Consider the following 17,411-nt stretch of genomic DNA (forward strand, 5'->3'; position numbering starts at 1 on the left):
CCGCTCTGCCTCATCACGATTCGGACCGCCAGTCGACCGAGACGCTGATCCTGTAGGAGGCGCCCTCTTCGTCACCGGCATCGCCTTGTCAGCTGATCCGCAGTTTCTGGCAGCGAGCCTCGAAAGCTGCGAATGCCTGCTCTCCACCCACTGTGTTGAAGACCGCGTCGCGCGGCTTACTTCTCTTGCCGTGAATGACAAAACGCTCACCGCTAGCGATCTGGCGTAAAGAGGCGCCCGAAAGGCTCATCGAGGACCCCTCCAAGTTATCGCTGAAAAAAGCCCCTTCAAAGGTGCCGTCGACCTCCCAGCGCTGCGGGCGTCCATCGATCGAGGCCGGAGTTGCGGAGTCCGCTATGTTCCAATTGCGAGGCAGATCGAACACGTGCCGGAACGCGAGACCATCCTTTCTCCGTTCGCAATGAATCGCGAAACTGAAGGCGCGATCATCGGATCTGATCAAGAGATGGACCTGGGTCGGGCCCGACTGACTGAAGCGCCAGCGCGAAGGTTGGTTCGCTTGTTGCCGTGGGGGCGCCTCCGGGGCGGTTTGCGGCCTGGAAGGCGACGGCGCGGGAGCGGCTGATCCCACAGCCCGGCCATCGGGTGCCCGCAACACGCTGTCGTCGGCGTCCTCCGTCTTAACGCTGGTATCGGGAGATGCTGCTGCAGCGGCTGCTGCCGGGGAGCGGACAGCGCCGCTCCCGCCGACTGCTACAGCGACGCGCGCGGGAGGCCCGGCCAGTTCCACGGAGGCGAGCTTCTCGATGCGGCCGGCGGCGCCGCAACCCAGTGTCACGACCTTCAGGTCCTGTCCCTTGACCAGCAGCGTCGCGAAGCCTTCAGCGACGCGTGCCCGTGCCGATGCGGGGCTGATCGTGTTGAGCCAGGGCAGGTTGAGATAGCTTTCGCCGTATTTCGCGTCCTTGAAGGTCACGCCTTTCATCTGGCCGAACTCAAAATGATGGTCGACCACCCGGCCGACGCCACTGGCTTTGGAACAGCCGCTGGCCGTGGAGAGGTTCGCCATCGCGACGATCCGGCCGGTCTGATCCTTGTCAATTCGGATCTGGGCGTTTGCCGAATTTGCCGTAGAGGCGAGGAGTAAAAATCCCAGGGCGATAGTGGAGAGATGTTGGCCTTTAAGATCAGTCATCGACAGACATCCGACGAAGCAGGATAACTGATCGATGATTCAGGCATCGATCTTCACACCGATCATGAGGGTGGTCCGCGGTTTGGCGCAAGCGTCTTCTTGTTCTACCGCGAGCTTCCTGGCGGCGAGCGCTTGCGGACAGCATGCAGCCAAATTGGCCCCTATAGGTTGTAGATCCACCCCAATTGGGGGATGCGAACCTGAATTCATCGGGTATGTTTTAGGGCGCGGTGCTAAAAATGAGGGTGTGCTTTGCCCACTGCCCCCCTGCCCACGGAGTTCGCTTGCGAAGACTGCGGCGCATCGACGATCGAGATACCTGAATGGGTCGACGACCAGACCCTGTTGACCTGTCAAGTATGCGGAGCCCCAATCGGAACCATCCGATTTATCCTTGACGTTCTCCATGCGGCCTCGGTGGACAATGAGAACGAGCCGCCAGACGATCAGGTGACCGCTGCTGCCTCGGGCCCACGGCATCAGCCGCATTGATCTGTGCAGCGGCCAGGCGATGAAACGGATAAACTAACACCTGCCCAGCCCATTTCGCTACGGCGAGAAGAGCCGACGCCGCCGGCTCTTGATCATCGCGGTCATCGTGTTCGCCTTCTATGGCGTGGCGTTGTTCTCGTTTTTCGGCCGGTGAGCCAGCGCTTCTCTTGAGCAGGTCGCCCGCCTCGACGGGAAGTCAGAACAGGTCGCCCTGAGGCGACGGCTCAGGCTTCGGCTCCTCAGCCGGCGGCTCAACCGGATCAGCTAGGGTCGGATCATCGTCTGGGGCACGGTTGCTGTTGAGCCGAGTCGAGACCACCACTCCTGAAGCTCCGGCGGCGGCCGTTGCAGCAGTTCCTTGCCACCGGAGCCGTCGAGCTAGGCCTGAAAGTCCTCCTGCTTCACCATGGCCGGCATCCGGTCATGGTAGGCGCTCATCCACTTGCCGGCGTCGCGGGTGATGATGGTGCAACTGGTCACCTCCTCCCCGGCCTCAGGATTGCGCCAGCTCTCCCACAGGCCGGCGAAGCCGAGGATCTCGCCATCCGGCGCGCTGAAAAAGTGCGGGACGCGATCGGTCTTCGGCCGGTCCATTCAAAAATGCCACTGGCCGGAATCAGGCTCCAGCGTGCTTTGCGCAGCATGCGTAAGCGGCCAGCCGGCATGGTCGAAGGCGTCAAACACTGCCTCGAAAAGGATGCGTGCTTCGGCGTAGGTGAGCTCTTGAACAGCTCGTAGCGAACTGCGGCGAAGAATGCAGCCTTGTTCATGAGCGCGCTCCGAGCAAAGGAAAACCACCCGAAGGAGGCATGAAAAACCCGCCTGTGAGGCGGGTTGGGGTGACGCTATGGGGTGGTTGGTTAGGCCTTCACTGCGTAGACAATTAGATTTCGACCGCACCCAGACGCAGCAAGGCTTTCATAGATCCGGCGTCGGGCTTCGCCTTTAAGAGATAGCTCGAACTTTCGCCGCATCTCATGACATTCGCGACCAATCTTTGGCTCCGCGATGTAGTTTCGCCCCATTAGCAACAGCCAGTCGATGGGGAAGTCGCAGGTTTTTACCCGTACCTCGAACCCGCAGGCGTTCAGCAGGCGCTCCAACGCCGGGTGACTAAAGTATGAGACGTGGTCAGGGTTCGCGACCCACCATTGCCGGACACCCAAATTCGAGACAGCGGCCTCTTGGATGTCGGAAAAATCGTTAGGGGAACGGATCATCAGGACGCCTCCGGGGACCAAAAGATCGCGTATGCGTGTCAACGTATCGCGTGGATCAAGAACGTGTTCCAGGACGTTCATCAGCAACGCTGCGTCGAAAGAGCCACGGCGGCTTTCATCGACCGAGAATGAGGCGATGTCGGAGGCGATTATTGGGATACCTTGCGCCGTGGCGAACGCGCTAGCTTCCTCTGAAGGTTCGATGCCAATGGCTTCGAACCCGCCTTCAGCCAGATTTGCGACGACCTCACCAATGCCTGCGCCGATATCAACTACTCGCCTTCCGGGGGCGAGATCCGTCAGATACTGAGCGATGTCCGCATGCTCGACAGCCTTGCGCCATGCTCGGTCTTCATTGCTTTCCGCCTCCTGAACCGCCGCAAGAACCTCTTGCGGCGTCGTTCCGGTCTTAGACTTGCGTAGCGGGTCGTAATAGCGACTTTCGTAGTATTTCTTCAGATCATCGGGCTCTGGCTTCGGAAACAGCTCGAAATAGCCGAACTCATCAACCCGGCGCACGCTATCATATGACAATCTACCCTCCCTGAAGAGCTCACTTTCTAAGGAGTGAGATAGCACACTGATCTTTGCTGTAAACAGGCTACGCTATCCAGGAAACTACGGCTGAAAACGGCTGCTTATACCGAGGAAGGTTGAATCAGCCATGCCCACCAACCTTGAGAGGGCCCAATCCTCGCCGCGACACATCGGCAGGAGATCCGCGACAAATGTGTCCCTAACAGCAAGCCATTGAGTAGCCCGTAGGCTGATCCTGCATATTGCCACGCTGATGCGGCGCACGGTGATCGAGGCACTCTATCACCAGCTGAGGACATCGAAGCCGACACCTGGGCACAAGATCTTCCACTATCTGCTGCGCAAGTTGCCGGTAACGCGGCCCAATCAGGTCTGGGCGATGGACATCACCTACATCCCGGTGGCGCGGGGCTTCGTCTATCTCACGGCCGTCGACGAGGCGACGGCGCGCTTCGGCAGGCCGGATACCTTCAATACGGGCCAAGGCTCCCAGATCACCAGCCGCGAATTCACCGCCCTGCTGATCGGCGCGGGCATCAGGATCAGCATGAACGGCAAGGGCGCCTGGCGCGACAACGTCTTCGTCGAGCGCCTACGGAAATCACTCAAATACGAGGAGGTCTATGTGTGCGCCTATGCCAGCGTGTCCGACGCGCGCGTCTCGATCGGTCGATACCTGGCCTTCTACAACGGCCGGCGGCCTCACCAGAGCCTGGCACGGCAGGCGCCAGATCTGGCATACTTCACTGCGCTGCAGCTAATCCCGGTTGCGGCATAACAAGGGCCAAAATCCACTTAGCAACAGCCCTAAAACTATTCAGACAAACCGAGCCAGCTCTATCGGGCCAAAGGCAAAAATGCTAACCGCCGCGTCGAAGCAAGGGGCGAGAGGCAACTCATTCCGTCGCCGGTGCAGCCCAGCCATCGGCGCCTTCATCGGCAGCCGGCGGAGCGAGGCGCCACGGATCCGCATCTGCGCATAGATCGAGATGGTCAAGCGCCGCCTGCGCACCGCAGATCGACAATAGTTGGAATGGTACGCCGAGGTCGCGCCAGAACGGATGCACACCCGGGTCACATCGCAGCGCATCGCCCCAGCGCCGCTCCATGATCGCCTGTTCGCTACGGTAGCGGGCCTGACGGTCAGCGTTCGCACCGTCGTCGCCCCGCGACTTCGACTCATGATGACGCAAAATTAGATGCGGCGAATAGAGCGTGCGCAAGCCGCGAGCGCGCAAACGGAAGCAATAGTCAACGTCACTGAATGCGACTGGTAGGCACCGTTCGTCAAAGCCTCCGACCGCCGCGAACGTATCGGCGCGCGTCGCGAGGAACGCGCCGACGACGGCAGCAACAGAGCGGGTGACGCGCCAGCGCTGGTTCGGCCCCGGCTCGCCAACGTGGCGCAATCGCCCGTCATTGTCGACGGCTTCGCCCCAGCCAGCGACGACGCCGGCGTGCTGGATCAGATCGTCCGGGTAGATCAGTCGCGCTCCAACCGCGCCGACGCCTGGCCGACCAAGTGCGTCGGCGACGATTTCGTCCCACGAATGCGACAGCATCAGCATGTCATCATTGGCGAAGACGAGCGCTTCGACGTCCTCGCCGAGCGCCGCCGCGCCGAGATTGTTGAAACGCGACCAGTTGAACGGTTCTTCCAAGCGTAGCACGCTCACGCCTGCCCGACGTCCCAGTCGCTCGAAACTGGCCGCCGTCTCCACCTTGGCGCCTGCATGGTCAATCAGCAACAGTCGCAGAGCATGCGGGCGGCGCGCTTGGTCAATCAAACTGTCGACGAATGCTTCGAGATCCGCGCCGTTGTCGCGGCTCGGAACGACTAGGCCGATGCGGAGCGCCGCATTGCACCACCTCGCCCGAGGGGCAGCTAACGGGGTCGGTGGCGAGATCGCGGCGTCTGGATGAGCGGCGCGCAGCCAGGTCTCTGCGGCGCGCCGACGCCGCTCCGCGATCGCTTCGCCGGGGTCGGGCTGAGCGGCTAGGCGGCGCAGCAGGGGCAGTGGCAAATGCGCAAATCGTCCAACCCGCGTCAGATCCAGCCGCAACGCCGTATTCGCTTCGACATCGCCAGGCGTTAGACGTAGATCGCCCGAAGTGGGCGGCAGCAGCAGGCCCTCCCCGACCACGTCCGCCTCCAGCAGGGCGTCGAGATCGGCGGCCGAGCCGAGCCGGACCTCCTGCGGAGCGAAAACGCCGCGCCGGTCGATTGATCCGATCTCGGTGTCGAAGAAGAAGGCACGTCCAGGGTGGCGAGCAGCGGCGACCGCCAGCCACGCGAGCGCCTCCGGATGCAGAAAGCCACCTGCCGGTAGGTGAAGCCGCCAAGCGTCGACAGGCACGTCGGCGAGCGTGTCGGCGTCAACCATCTGGATGCGAGTGTCGCCATGCGCCGCGCGCGCGAGGGCATCGCGCTGCGCCGGGCGCGTGGCCGTGGCTAGGAGCCGCCAGTCGGCGAGACGCTGGCGCGACAGGCAGTCTAGCAGGGCGTGTAGGGCGGCAGGATGCCCTTCGTCGGCGTCGACGAAGATGGCGAATGGTATTGCCTCAGCGCCGGGCTGGAAAGGCGCAGTTGGCAGATCGAGCGCCGCCCGCAACAGTCCGTAGTGCTCGGCTGGGACCGCACTCCACATTTCGAGGTCCGGCAGCCGAGCAAGGGCCGCATCGATCTGTGAACGCGCCTCGCGCAACGCGGCGGTCGTCGCCTGCAGCGCGCCGAGACGGTCGAGCGAAGGTCCGATCCGGTAAACCGGATCGTCCAGCTTGATCGCGCGAGCGCGAAGGAGTTCGAGCGCCGCGCCGGCCAGATCGGGATTGATCGCGCGTGAGCGCGCGAAGGCCTCGACGCTCTCCACCATCTGCCCGGCATCGCGCAGAGCGCGACCAAGTTGGAGCAAGGCATCGGCGTCATCGGGGCGGGCGGCGAGCGCAGTGCGGTATTGCGTAACCGCACCGAGCGGATCACCGGCATCCTTCAGCATGTTGGCGAGTTGGACCCGCAAATCGACCCGGCCAGGTACCAGATCCAGCGCAGCAGCGTAGAGCGGCGCTGCGTCAACGGGCCGACTCGCGTCGCGCGCCGCATCCGCAGCGGCTGCCAGCGCATCAACGCTAACGGTAGATGGCCCGGCCTCGACAATCCTCGCGGGTCGCCGCCAGTTGCTGAAGAATTCCCGCATGCCGGCGTCTCTTACCCGCAATTTGAGCCGCCATGAAACGGCCCGCCGCCCCCGCCACGACGGTGAGCTTGAGCGGCTCACGCAGAGGCGTTAAGTGGAAAATTTATCTATGAACTCGACATTAAGCAAGCCCAGAGCCGGCGCAACATCGGATCATCACACTACCCTCGCCTGTACTTAATTATTTAGAGCACTTTTTGTACTTGTCCTCTTGAGCACCTTCACATATTTCGATGCCTGCGCCTCGCGGGCGTTCTTTGTCGCAAGGCCGGGAGACGTGGGAAGTCATGCATGTTGTGAGACCGGTTGCCGACAGCGAGAAGCTCGATGTGCTGCGCTGGCGCAACGCCACCGCCGTCCGCCGCACGATGATCACGCAGGATCCGATCTCCCTCGACGGCCATCTCGCTTGGTGGGAGCGCGTACGCGGGGATGCGTCGAAACGTGTGCTGCTCCTTTCCGAGGCCGACCGTCCGCTTGGCATAATCACCTTTTTTGATATCGTGGACGGTCCGGATGGGCGGACCGCTTGGTGGGGCTTCTATCCGACGGACTCTGCCTCCGAGGGAGGCGCCGGAGCACTGCGCTCTTGGCTGGCAATCGAGAGAGGCGCGCTAGTCTACGCCTTCGATGCGCTGCGCCTCGACGCCCTGCTGTGCGAAACTCGCGCCGACAATCTCGGCGTCCTTTCCCTGCACGATCGCCTAGGTTTCGAAACGCTCGCACCGGAGCCGTATCCCAATGCTGTTAAGCACGGGCTGATCGTAAAGCGATTGACCCGAGAGGTTTTCGATCACGGGCGCGCGGCCGGTGATGTTCCCGCCATCGGGGAGCTTCGCCTTGAACTGCACGATTTCGACGCCCCACCGGTCGAGCCCCCGGCGGTGCGGCTCGCGGTGCTTGGGTCGGCAAATTGGGACCTCGCGGCCCGCGGGCTAGTCAACGCCTTCGCCCGCTGGACGGGATGGAAGGTTGACGCCCATACCCCTCCTTTCGGGCAGGCGGCGATGGAGCTACTCGATCCCGCTTCGAAGCTGCGAAGTGTGGAGCGCGACGTCTGGATTTTCGCCGACCGTTTTGAGGATTTCGGCGACCCCTTCGCGTTGCCCGGTCAGACAGACGAACGGCTCGTGCGCGAGCGTTTTGAGCGATACGAGCGGCAGATCCGCCGCGCGCGCGCAGAAGTCGGCGGTCTTTTTCTGGTACATGACCTCGCCCCGACGCGGCCCTGGGCGCGCTCCTACGAGGAGGCGGCCAGCGGCACCGACGCAGTCTCGCGCCTTTACGCGGAGTTCAACGCGCAGCTCGCCTCACTGTGCGGCGAACTACCCGATGCGACGCTTCTGCCAATCTCGGCGCTGGTTCGCGAGATCGGTGCGCTGCGGGCAGACCCGGGAAAATATTGGCTGATGGGCCGCATTGCCTATGGGCCGGCAATGACAGAGGCCTGGGCCGACGCAGTCGTGGGGGCGGTACTTTTCCGCCGCGGCCTCACAGCACGCGCGCTGGTGCTCGATCTTGATAACACACTCTGGGGCGGCGCGATTGGCGACGAGGGCGTCAGCGGGATCAGCCTGTCCTCCGACTATCCCGGCAATGAGTTCAAGGCCGTCCAGAACGTTGCGCTTGCCCTTAAGTCGCGGGGTCTGCCGCTCACGATCTCCAGTAAGAACACCGAAGCAATCGCGATTGAGGCAATTCGCTCCCATCCGGAAATGGTTTTGCGCGAGGCCGATTTCGTCGCCAAACGCATCAACTGGGCGCCGAAATCGGGCAATATCCGCGAGATTGCGGCCGAGCTTTCGCTCGGGCTCGGCTCTCTGATGTTCGTCGACGATAATCCCGTGGAGCGTGACGAGGCGCGCCGCAATTGTCCGGGTCTGATCGTCCCGGACATGCCCGAAGACGTCGCTCTTTGGCCGGAATTCCTTCTCCGTCACCCCGCCTTGGCGGCGCTGTCCCTGACCGCCGAAGACCTCGCCCGCGCCCGCTCCTATGATATTCGCAGCCGCATCATCGCCGCTGAGCGCGAGGCGCCCTCGCGCTCAGCATTCCTGAAGGAGTTGGACCTTACCCTCGAGGTGCACGACGCAACGCCCGCGACGATGCAGCGCGTGCTCCAGCTCATTGCCAAAACGAACCAGTTCAACACCACGCAACGCCGCTACACAGAAGCCGACCTCGCCGCCAGAAAGGCTGCCGGCGGCTACACGCTGACCCTGCGTCTGAAGGACAAGTACGGCTCCGACGAGTTGATTGGCGTCGTGGTCGTGGATTTCGACATGACGGCGCGCAAGGCTATCATCGATAACTTCATCATGTCTTGCCGCGTGCTCGGACGCGGCGTCGAGGCCGGCGCACTGGCCGTTGTGGGCGAGGCGGCGTTGGCGCGTGGCTGCGTGGTCATCGATGGCACGATTATCGTGTCTGAGCGCAACGAGCCGTGTCGATCCGTTTATTTCGACAATGGTTTCGTCAGCTTGGGCGAAAACCGGTTCGAGTTCCAGCTGGCCGACGGGCCCCCGCCACGCCCTGATTGGCTGACCATTGTCGCCGACGCCTGATCATCCGAGGAAGCCCCGACCTTGTCCGATCTTATCCGACGCATCGCGCCTCTGCATGTCGACCACGTGGCCGTAACCACAGCGCATTTCGAGGACGCCGTTCGCGACTATCTCGCTGCGCCCGGTGCACGCATCGTCCGCGGCCCCGGCTACAACGACGCACAGCACGTGCGTTACGCCTTCGTGCGCCTCGACATCGGTCTCGTCGTCGAGGTACTTGGCCTACCCGAGGATGGCGGCGGCCCTATTGCCGGACACGTGGCGCGCGGAGGCGGCGCCTACCACCTGTGTTATGCTGTCGCCGACATCGATGCCTCGCTGGCGGCGGCCGAAGCCGCTGGCGCTCGCATCGTTTCCCGCCCCAAGCCCGATCCAGCGCACGATGGTCGGCCAGTAGCCTTTCTACTCGACAACACGCATGGCCTCATCGAACTTGTGGCCGCTTGGCCCGCCGATTTCGCGGTCTCCGATGATGCGAGGCCCGCGCGAGCGGAAATGCGCGGCGAGGATGCGCGCGCGAGCAGTTTCGACGACGGCCCCTTGCTCGCGGTGTTTCGCAGCATTCTCAAGACACTTTCCGACGCGGACATCCGTTCCGCGGAGCTCGGCTGCACACCGGGCTGGGATTCGCTGGCGCAACTACAGCTGGTGATGGAGGTCGAGCGGCAGCTCGATGTCCGCATTCCCATGAAGACTATCGAGAATCTCAACAGCTATCGCGAGTTTGCCGTCTTCATCGGCGGACGCAATTGAATCGGCTGCGACGCGCCGCCAAGGAGTTGAAGATGCCGAATTCTATCGCGATAGCCGGCCGCAAGATCGGCCTTGACCACCAGCCCTATGTGATCGCCGAAATGTCGGGCAATCACAATCACAGCCTCGATCGCGCGCTCGCGATCGTCGACGCGGCAGCCAAGGCCGGCGCGCATGCGCTTAAGCTGCAGACCTACACGGCCGACACGATGACGATCGACTTGGAGGACGGCCCCTTCCGAATCGACGATCCGGCCAGCCTTTGGACGGGCAAGACCCTGCACAAGCTCTACCAGGAAGCCTACACGCCCTGGGAATGGCACGCCCCGATCTTCGAGCGGTGCCGCGAGCTTGGAATGGTTGGCTTTTCCTCCGCGTTCGATCCGACATCGGTCGACTTCCTAGAGACGCTGGACGTGCCCGCCTACAAGGTCGCTTCGTTCGAGATGACCGACTTAGACCTAGTGGCGAAGGTAGCGCGTACTGGCAAACCGGTGATCATCTCGACTGGCATGGCGAACGTCGCCGAAATTGCTGAGACAGTCGATTGCGCGCGCGAAAATGGGTGCAAGGATCTAATCTTGCTCAAATGCACGAGCGCCTACCCCGCCACGGCGGCCGACGCCAACCTCGCCTCCATCCCGGCCCTGCGGCAGATGTTCGGCTGCGAGGTCGGCCTTTCCGATCACACGATGGGGACGGCGGTATCGGTCGCCGCGGTCCCGCTCGGCGCTACAGTATTTGAGAAGCATTTCACTTTGGCGCGGGCGGACGGAGGCGTCGACTCCGCTTTCTCGCTCGAGCCCGACGAGATGGAGCGCCTGGTCGCAGATACTCGTGACGCGCGCGCTGCGATCGGCCGGCCGGTGTTCGGCTCGGGCGCGTCCGAGAAAACCTCGCGTGAACATCGCCGTTCACTCTTCGTCGTGCGAGACCTCAAGGCCGGCGAGGTACTCGACGAAACCAATGTGCGTTCGATCCGGCCCGGTCTCGGCCTTCCTGTGAAGTATCGCAAAGTGCTCATCGGCGCTCGCGTGAAGAAGGACGTGAAGCGCGGCACGCCGCTTTCTTGGGATCTTCTCTAGGGCACTTGCGGCACATTGCCGCGACGACAGGGGACCTCAGATCGATGGCGAGGAGCGCGCACATGGTTGAGGAGCACGGCTGCTACTGGCTTCAACCAAAGCCCGATGCCGATGGGCTGATGAAGAAATACAATAAGAGTCGTGGCTACGATCCATTGCACAAATCTGTTCGAGCAATCTCCCTAAGAGGAGCGCATGGCCTACAGCGACTCACAAGGCTCGCGTGTCGACCCTCGACTGTCCTGTCGACTGGCTCCCTCGGATGAGACGCGACTACATATTCGCCCGTCGCTCGGCTTCGGTCGTCACAAGATGCGCAGCAAGCTCGAGACGGTGCTCGCCAGCGAAGATCGCCGCGGGGCTTCCAAGTCTCTCTCGGCTGCGGGATGCGCGCGTAATCTCGTCGCCTATGCCCGCACAATATGAAGGCGTCTTCGCGGGAGTTCGGGTCAGGCATGTCGGACAATAACGAGAGCACCGCCTCTGCGCAGCCGCGCGCCTGGCTATTCGGCGCAGACGCCCGGCTGTTGGCGCGCGCGCGTGCCTGTTTCCCAGGGCTGGATTGGCGACATCCCCCGGATAAGAACGCGCAGTCCCGCCGTTCCAGCCTATTCAGCCGTGCGGCGCCACCCGAGCCGTGGACCGCACGAGTAAGCGCGGACGACATATTCGTCGTCGCTGACGGCGCCAAGGCTCCGCCAGCGACGCTGCCCGCAATGATGGCGCTCGGACCTCCGCCCTTCGGGCGTGACGACCCCGATTTGTCGCTGCGAGTGGACGGGCTGCGGCTGCACTCCTTGCGCGGCTTTCCTGCCAGAGAGCCGGGCGTGAAGGGCCTACCGACATTCCTGCTGCGCGCCGGAGGGCAGGCGCGCTCAGGCGTTGTTGTCGTCGGCGGTCCGGCGTTGCTCACGCTGGCCCGCGATGCTTTCCCAGATTCGCCCCTAAGCGCGATCTTGCGTCCGGCGGCGACGCCCGACCAGCTGTTCGAGGCCGCTGCGGACGGGGCAGTACTGCGCGAACCCTCATGCCTTCCGGAGCTGCTCGCCGGCGCCGAGCGTGTCGTTACTGACATTCTGGAGATCGCGCTCGCTGCCCGCGCCGCCGGCGCCGAAGTAGTGGCGCAGGGCGCCGCCGAGGCGCGGTTCGAGACACTTCGCGAGGACGGCGACGGTGGTCAGATCGATACGCAGGCTTGGTACGGCTTCGTCGATCCTGACACCGGAGCATCGCTTCCGGTTGAGGCCGCGATGCAGGCCTGGCGCGTCGCTTGCGGCGCGCCGCACCGCGCCTTCCTGCTCGACAACGCCGTTCCCTTAGACACGGCACGTCTTTGTTTTCCGACGCTCGACTGGCGCGCTCCGGGCACCGACGCGCCTACGCAGTCGGACTGGATCGTAGCAGGCGACGAGGCCGCACTAGCAGGTGTCGGGACGCCTGTCGCTGGCCGCCTGACGATCGGGCTGACGCCATTTGAAGGCGTACTGCCCCATGGCGCGGTTGGGCTGAGCCTGCGATCCGTCGACGGCGCTCGTCCACCCGAATTCCGCGAGCTCGCCGGATTGCCGCGACACAGCAACGACAGCGCGAGGCGCGAGGGCGTATTCGTCGCCGGCACCGCCGCTGCCATCGTAGCGGCCCGCGCACGCTTCCCGCTGGCCCGTCTTCGCTTTGTCTTGCGCGGTGCACCGTCCTTCGCCGATCTCGTCTTGCTATCGAAATCCGGCGGCGAACCGACGGCACCGCAAGACGCGGCTGACGCTATAACTCGCGCGGCGACGGTCGTCGGCGACTCCGCAGCCTTCGTTGTCGCCGCCGCCATGCGTGGTGCGCAGGTCGAGGCCGAAGGCGAGGCGGCCATCTGGTCCGGCCGCCTCATTTTGGACGAGAGTGGGCGGATCGACGCCGACACCTGTTACGGCTTCGCCGATGTACAGACCCAACAGTCCTTGCAGCCCGATGCCGTCGCCGACGCGGCACTGGCCACGCTCGCGAGGGCGGCAGCCGATGCTCCTCCGAGCTTCGCGACACTGCGAGACGTCATGATCGGTCAACCAGGCAGGGCGATCGTGCCGTTCACGCGCCACCTCGGCGAGCACGCATGGCAGAAGCCAGGTCATCTGAAGCCGGCCGACTTTGCTGCCGTGCGCGAGGCGCTCGCGCATTGCGACATCTCGATATATGCGCGCGACGCGGCGCTGCCCGAATGGATCGCTGCCGCCGGCCGCACGCATTGGGTAGTTGATCGCGAGCCGATAGACTACCCGCTGATGCTGACAACCAGCACGGTTTTTATCCCGACCTTCCATCGCTTGCGCGTGCGGCTTGATGGCCCTGTAGCAGTCTACGCGCCCGAGGACGAAATTGCCTTCTGGAACGCAGAGGCCCGCGCGCGCCATCTCGCCTTCGGGCGCGTGATTGCGCCGAGGCTGCGCCGCTTGCAGACCGCACGGCGCCTTGCCCGCTTCAACAAGGTAGAGATAGGCCGCCGCTTCGGACCGCTCAGCGCCGAACGCGTGCTGGTGCTCGGCGAGGAGACCGAGGGCTCGAAACACTTGCAGTCGAACCCGAACAAAGTGAAGGACATCGACGTGCTGCGCCTAGCGCTGGCGGAGCGGCCGAACGCGCGCATTCTCTATGCACCACAGCGCAAGACACTGGCGAACGAGGCCTCACTGAAGGCTGTCCGCGCCCTAGGCTCGCGCGTGCATATTGTCGATCAGGCCTATTGCGTGGGCGAATTCGCGCATGTGGTAGACGAGGTGCGCACCATCGACAATCTGCAGGGTGCGCTCGCCATCGCGATCGGACTGCCGGTAATTGTTCATGGCCGCCCGCCATATGCCGGCCTCGGCGTCACGCGCGATATCGGTCCAGACGGAGCCGATCAGCCGCCGCGCCTCGCCGAGCCGCTCGATCACGACACCTTCCTTGGCTGGTACTTCGGCACCTGTCTGCTCTTCGCTGACCCGCTCGACGGTACGCCAATGAGCATCGGCACCTATCTCGACGCCTGGACGCCTTATCTCGGCGAACTGTCGGACGCGGTGGCGGGCCGGATCGTCGCGCTGGCCTGCGATCCGGGGCAGACCTCAGCTGACCGTACGCAATTTCTGCGAGCCCTTGCGGCGCACGCGAAAGACGATCACATCGCCAAGTTAGTTGACTGCATTGGCCACCCGGAGATCGTCGACGGACAGCTTGATCTGGCGTCCGACATCGCGATCGACGTCGCCCGGCGCGGCGACTGGCGCGGAGGTGTCGACCGCGTGCGCGCTATCTGGGCAAAACACAGCACGACATCGTCGAAGAAGCTGTTCGATTTGCTAGTCTCGATCCGTCGCTGCGCGCAGTCTACGGCTGACGGGCGGGCAATGCCGAATTATGTGCTGTCACAATTCCGCAATCTGTCGAGTGCGCAGGTCAAGGAGTTAGGCGACACTTTTGCGGCGGCGCATTTCTACGGCGCAGCTTTGACAATCTACGCCAGTTGCCAGGATTCGATAGACGTTCGTCGCGCCCGTGCGCGCTGCCTCGTGGCAATCGGCGATCTCGGCCCCGCGCAGGAGATACTCGACGCGCTGCGCGAGGCGAAGGCGCCAATCGAGGAGCTGGAAATCGCGCTGGCCGAGCGTCGGGGCGACGCGGACAAGGTGCTGGAGCTGCTCAAGGCGCGCGCAATGGCCGTACCCGCCGATGTCAATCGCCAACTTGCTTTAGCCAATGCCTACCGCGAGAGCGGGCGCGCCGACGAAGCGCATGCGATTTTCATGCGCCTGCTACGCAGCAAGCACGGCAGCACCGCCGCGCGAGCTCTCGGCCAGATTCACGTGTCGCGGATGGAAACGGCCGCCGCTTCGGGATTCATTGACGCGCAGTTGCGCCAGTTGCCGACAGACGCAGCCGCCTTGCGCGTTAAGGCTGATATATTGTCTTTCGAGAACGACCTGAGCGGCACCTGCGATGCGCTGTTGTCTTTGCTGAAACTGTCGCCACTCAATATCGGCGCACATACGCAACTGATGGAGCTAGAGGCGGAAATGGGCGTCGTCGAGCCCGACGGCCTCGGGCCGGGGACGCGCGCATTCCTCGCGTTTCTCGACGATATCGACCAGCCCACGGTAGAGACGCTGATGGCGCAGGGACGGGCGCGGCTGCAGCAGCATGACTTCGAAACACTAAAGCGCAATTGCCTGACGGTCATGCGCCTGTTTCCGACCGATGTCGGAGCCCACGCCTGGCATGCACACGCGCTCGCTTGGGAGCCCGGCGAGAAGTCGGCGGAAACGCTGGCGACCATCAGCGCGCAGTACGACCTGGCGCTGGCGCGAGAGCGCGACGACAACGCTTGGATGATGCTCGATTCGATTCGCAGCGCCGCCCAACTCGGCGATGTCGCGACGATCCGCAGGATGACTCGCGAGAACCGCTTCAGCCTCTATGTAGGCGATCGCGAGAAACTCGTTATCCCACGCTATTCCGCTGCCTTGGCGCTTGGCGATTTCGCCGGGGCTTTCGACGCGATGCGGTCCTTTAGCAGGACGAAGATCCTTCGCCGCCATGCTCGCCCCTTTCGACTTGCTCTCACGCTAGCCGACATAGATCCGCTACAGAAGACGCTTCTCGTTTCCGAGGGCGGCGTCGGTGATGAGATGCGCTTTTCCTTGCTCTATCCGGAAATCGCCCAGCGCTTACACGACGTTTCGATCACTGTAGACAGGCGCTTGCACACGCTCTTCGAGCGATCATTCCCCATGATCAAGCGGTTCGTTCCTCTCCCACGCTACGATCGGAAGCGGCTCAACTCCGACATACTCGAGGAAATCGACGAGTTACCAGATCGCGAGCTCGCCCCGTTCTTCAATAACGACGCCTGGCGCGTGGCGTGCGAGAGCGAGGTGGTAGCGCCAATACCGTGCCTGTTGGCCGACCTTAGGAGAACTGAATCGGACTTCAGACACGCTCACAACGTGCGCCTGAAGCCGCGCCCCGATCTCGTCGAATTCTGGCGTGATCGCCTCGCGCCCTACGCGGATCGGTTGATCGTCGGCGCGACGTGGACGAGTATGATGCGACAATATCAGCGCGTCGGCAATTATCTCACGCACGAGGAGATGGCGCCGATCTTCACGACGCCAGGCGCCGTCTTCGTCAATTGCCAGTACGAGCCCGTCAACGAGGAGTTGCGCTGGGCGCGCGAGGCGCTTGGCGTCGAGATCATCGATTTTCCCGATCTCGACAAGCGCGACGACTTTGAGGGGCTTGCCGCCCTGATCGCCAATCTCGATGTTTTCGTGGGCACCGCAACGACAACGACCGAGTTCGCCGCACTCGTCGGCTGCCCGACGATCTATGCGTCGCCGGCAAACATGAATGCGTATCGGAATCCGGGCTTCACGGATACCGATCTCTATTTCGACAACATCACGATGGTACGTCCCATTCCGGCATCTGATCGTGCTTCCATGGTACGTCGCATAGAAAAATTGCTACTGGAAGCGACCGCCGCGAAGGCATCGCAAGGAACGCCGAACTGCGATCAGGCAGACGCGTCATTGTCTATGCAAGTGTCATCGCCTGTCCGCGACGAATCACCAACCCAGGTCGCGCCGGCCGTTGCGTCACACGCGCACGGGCGCCCTGGCTCGGCCAGGCGCAGTCGGCGATGAGCGAGAGAGCCAACCATGCGTAAAGCGCTTATCGTACAAGCACGGATGAGTTCCACACGACTTCCGGGCAAAGTCATGAAGCTGCTCCAGGGCAAGACTTTCCTTGAACACTGCCTCGACCGTTGCCGGCTAGTGCCAGGGATCGACGAAGTCATTTGCGCGACAACTGATGAGGAAGATTGCGATCCGATCGTCGACTTGTGCCGCAAGCGTGATTTCCGTTGGTATCGCGGCAGCTTAACTGATGTATTGGCTCGATACCGGGGAGCGGCGCAAGAGGCACGTGCGGACGCAGTAATGCGCATTACCAGCGACTGCCCCCTCGCCGACCCGGAGATCGCGGGCGTAGTCAGCGCTAAATTCGCCGAGGGGCGGCATGATCTTGTGACCACGAACATTCCGCCAAGCTGGCCGATCGGCCTAGATGTCGAAATGGTCTCGATGGAAGCGCTGCTGCGGGCGGATCGCCAAGCGACGCTGCCGTACGAGCGTGAACATGTCACGCCCTTCGTGCGGTCACGACCTGTCCGCTACCAAATGTACAGCTTCCCCTGCCCGTTCGAAGGCATCTCGCACTGGCGTCTGACTCTCGACACCGAGCAGGACCTGCTCTTCTTCCTTGCTTTGGCAGATGCAATCGATAAGCCTGTCTCAGATCTGAATTTCTGGGAAGCAATAAAGCTCCTCAAGAAACGTCGAGACCTACTTGCCATCAACACTTTACTATAAACAGCAGTCTCT

The 17,411-nt window shown here is 62.9% G+C and carries 9 protein-coding genes and 1 pseudogene; 6 read left to right on the forward strand and 4 right to left on the reverse strand.

What is annotated here, in order from left to right; all coding sequences use genetic code 11:
* Positions 1 to 88: 88 nt before the first annotated feature.
* The 3 genes from AC3RCC_RS16515 to AC3RCC_RS16525 form a co-directional block, all read right to left on the reverse strand.
* Positions 89 to 1,156 (reverse strand): hypothetical protein, encoded by a 1,068-nt coding sequence (locus tag AC3RCC_RS16515; RefSeq protein ID WP_492255943.1) that lies wholly within the window; start codon positions 1,154 to 1,156, stop codon positions 89 to 91.
* A gap of 870 nt (positions 1,157 to 2,026) precedes the next feature.
* Entirely contained in the window at positions 2,027 to 2,242 is a 216-nt protein-coding gene (locus tag AC3RCC_RS16520; protein ID WP_492255944.1) for an SOS response-associated peptidase family protein, read from the reverse strand.
* Between the two features lie 266 nt (positions 2,243 to 2,508).
* Positions 2,509 to 3,402: a class I SAM-dependent methyltransferase gene (locus AC3RCC_RS16525; RefSeq protein ID WP_492255945.1), complete on the reverse strand. Its 894-nt coding sequence runs from the start codon at positions 3,400 to 3,402 to the stop codon at positions 2,509 to 2,511.
* 238 nt (positions 3,403 to 3,640) lie between these two features.
* Between AC3RCC_RS16525 and AC3RCC_RS16530 the strand changes: the two are divergent.
* A pseudogene (locus AC3RCC_RS16530) lies at positions 3,641 to 4,183 on the forward strand (transposase); the annotation flags it as partial.
* Positions 4,184 to 4,301: 118 nt separating this feature from the next.
* Here the strand turns inward: AC3RCC_RS16530 and AC3RCC_RS16535 are convergent.
* Positions 4,302 to 6,599: a glycosyltransferase gene (locus tag AC3RCC_RS16535; protein ID WP_492255946.1), complete on the reverse strand. Its 2,298-nt coding sequence runs from the start codon at positions 6,597 to 6,599 to the stop codon at positions 4,302 to 4,304.
* A gap of 287 nt (positions 6,600 to 6,886) precedes the next feature.
* Here AC3RCC_RS16535 and AC3RCC_RS16540 point away from each other — a divergent pair, with 287 nt between their 5' ends.
* From AC3RCC_RS16540 to AC3RCC_RS16560, 5 genes are all read left to right on the forward strand, one after another.
* Complete coding sequence (locus AC3RCC_RS16540; protein ID WP_492255947.1) at positions 6,887 to 9,163, forward strand: HAD-IIIC family phosphatase; 2,277 nt, start codon at positions 6,887 to 6,889, stop codon at positions 9,161 to 9,163.
* Positions 9,164 to 9,184: 21 nt separating this feature from the next.
* Entirely contained in the window at positions 9,185 to 9,916 is a 732-nt protein-coding gene (locus tag AC3RCC_RS16545; protein ID WP_492255948.1) for a VOC family protein, read from the forward strand.
* A gap of 32 nt (positions 9,917 to 9,948) precedes the next feature.
* The gene (pseI, locus tag AC3RCC_RS16550) at positions 9,949 to 11,001 is read left to right on the forward strand and encodes a pseudaminic acid synthase (protein WP_492255949.1); all 1,053 of its coding nucleotides are present in this window, start codon (positions 9,949 to 9,951) and stop codon (positions 10,999 to 11,001) included.
* Between the two features lie 455 nt (positions 11,002 to 11,456).
* The gene (locus AC3RCC_RS16555; protein WP_492255950.1) at positions 11,457 to 16,670 is read left to right on the forward strand and encodes a hypothetical protein; all 5,214 of its coding nucleotides are present in this window, start codon (positions 11,457 to 11,459) and stop codon (positions 16,668 to 16,670) included.
* 15 nt (positions 16,671 to 16,685) lie between these two features.
* Positions 16,686 to 17,399, forward strand: coding sequence for a cytidylyltransferase domain-containing protein (locus tag AC3RCC_RS16560; RefSeq protein ID WP_492255951.1), 714 nt, complete (start codon positions 16,686 to 16,688; stop codon positions 17,397 to 17,399).
* The last annotated feature ends 12 nt before the right edge of the window (positions 17,400 to 17,411 follow it).

It is taken from the genome of Allobosea sp. GW823-FHT01F03, assembly GCF_058798075.1.

Coding starts and splice junctions, on each gene's coding strand:
- AC3RCC_RS16555 (WP_492255950.1), top strand. CDS start 11,457: ATGTCGGACAATAACGAGAGCACCGCCTCTGCGCAGCCGCGCGCCTGG.
- AC3RCC_RS16560 (WP_492255951.1), top strand. CDS start 16,686: ATGCGTAAAGCGCTTATCGTACAAGCACGGATGAGTTCCACACGACTT.
- AC3RCC_RS16515 (WP_492255943.1), bottom strand. CDS start 1,156: ATGACTGATCTTAAAGGCCAACATCTCTCCACTATCGCCCTGGGATTT.
- pseI (WP_492255949.1), top strand. CDS start 9,949: ATGCCGAATTCTATCGCGATAGCCGGCCGCAAGATCGGCCTTGACCAC.
- AC3RCC_RS16535 (WP_492255946.1), bottom strand. CDS start 6,599: ATGCGGGAATTCTTCAGCAACTGGCGGCGACCCGCGAGGATTGTCGAG.
- AC3RCC_RS16520 (WP_492255944.1), bottom strand. CDS start 2,242: ATGGACCGGCCGAAGACCGATCGCGTCCCGCACTTTTTCAGCGCGCCG.
- AC3RCC_RS16540 (WP_492255947.1), top strand. CDS start 6,887: ATGCATGTTGTGAGACCGGTTGCCGACAGCGAGAAGCTCGATGTGCTG.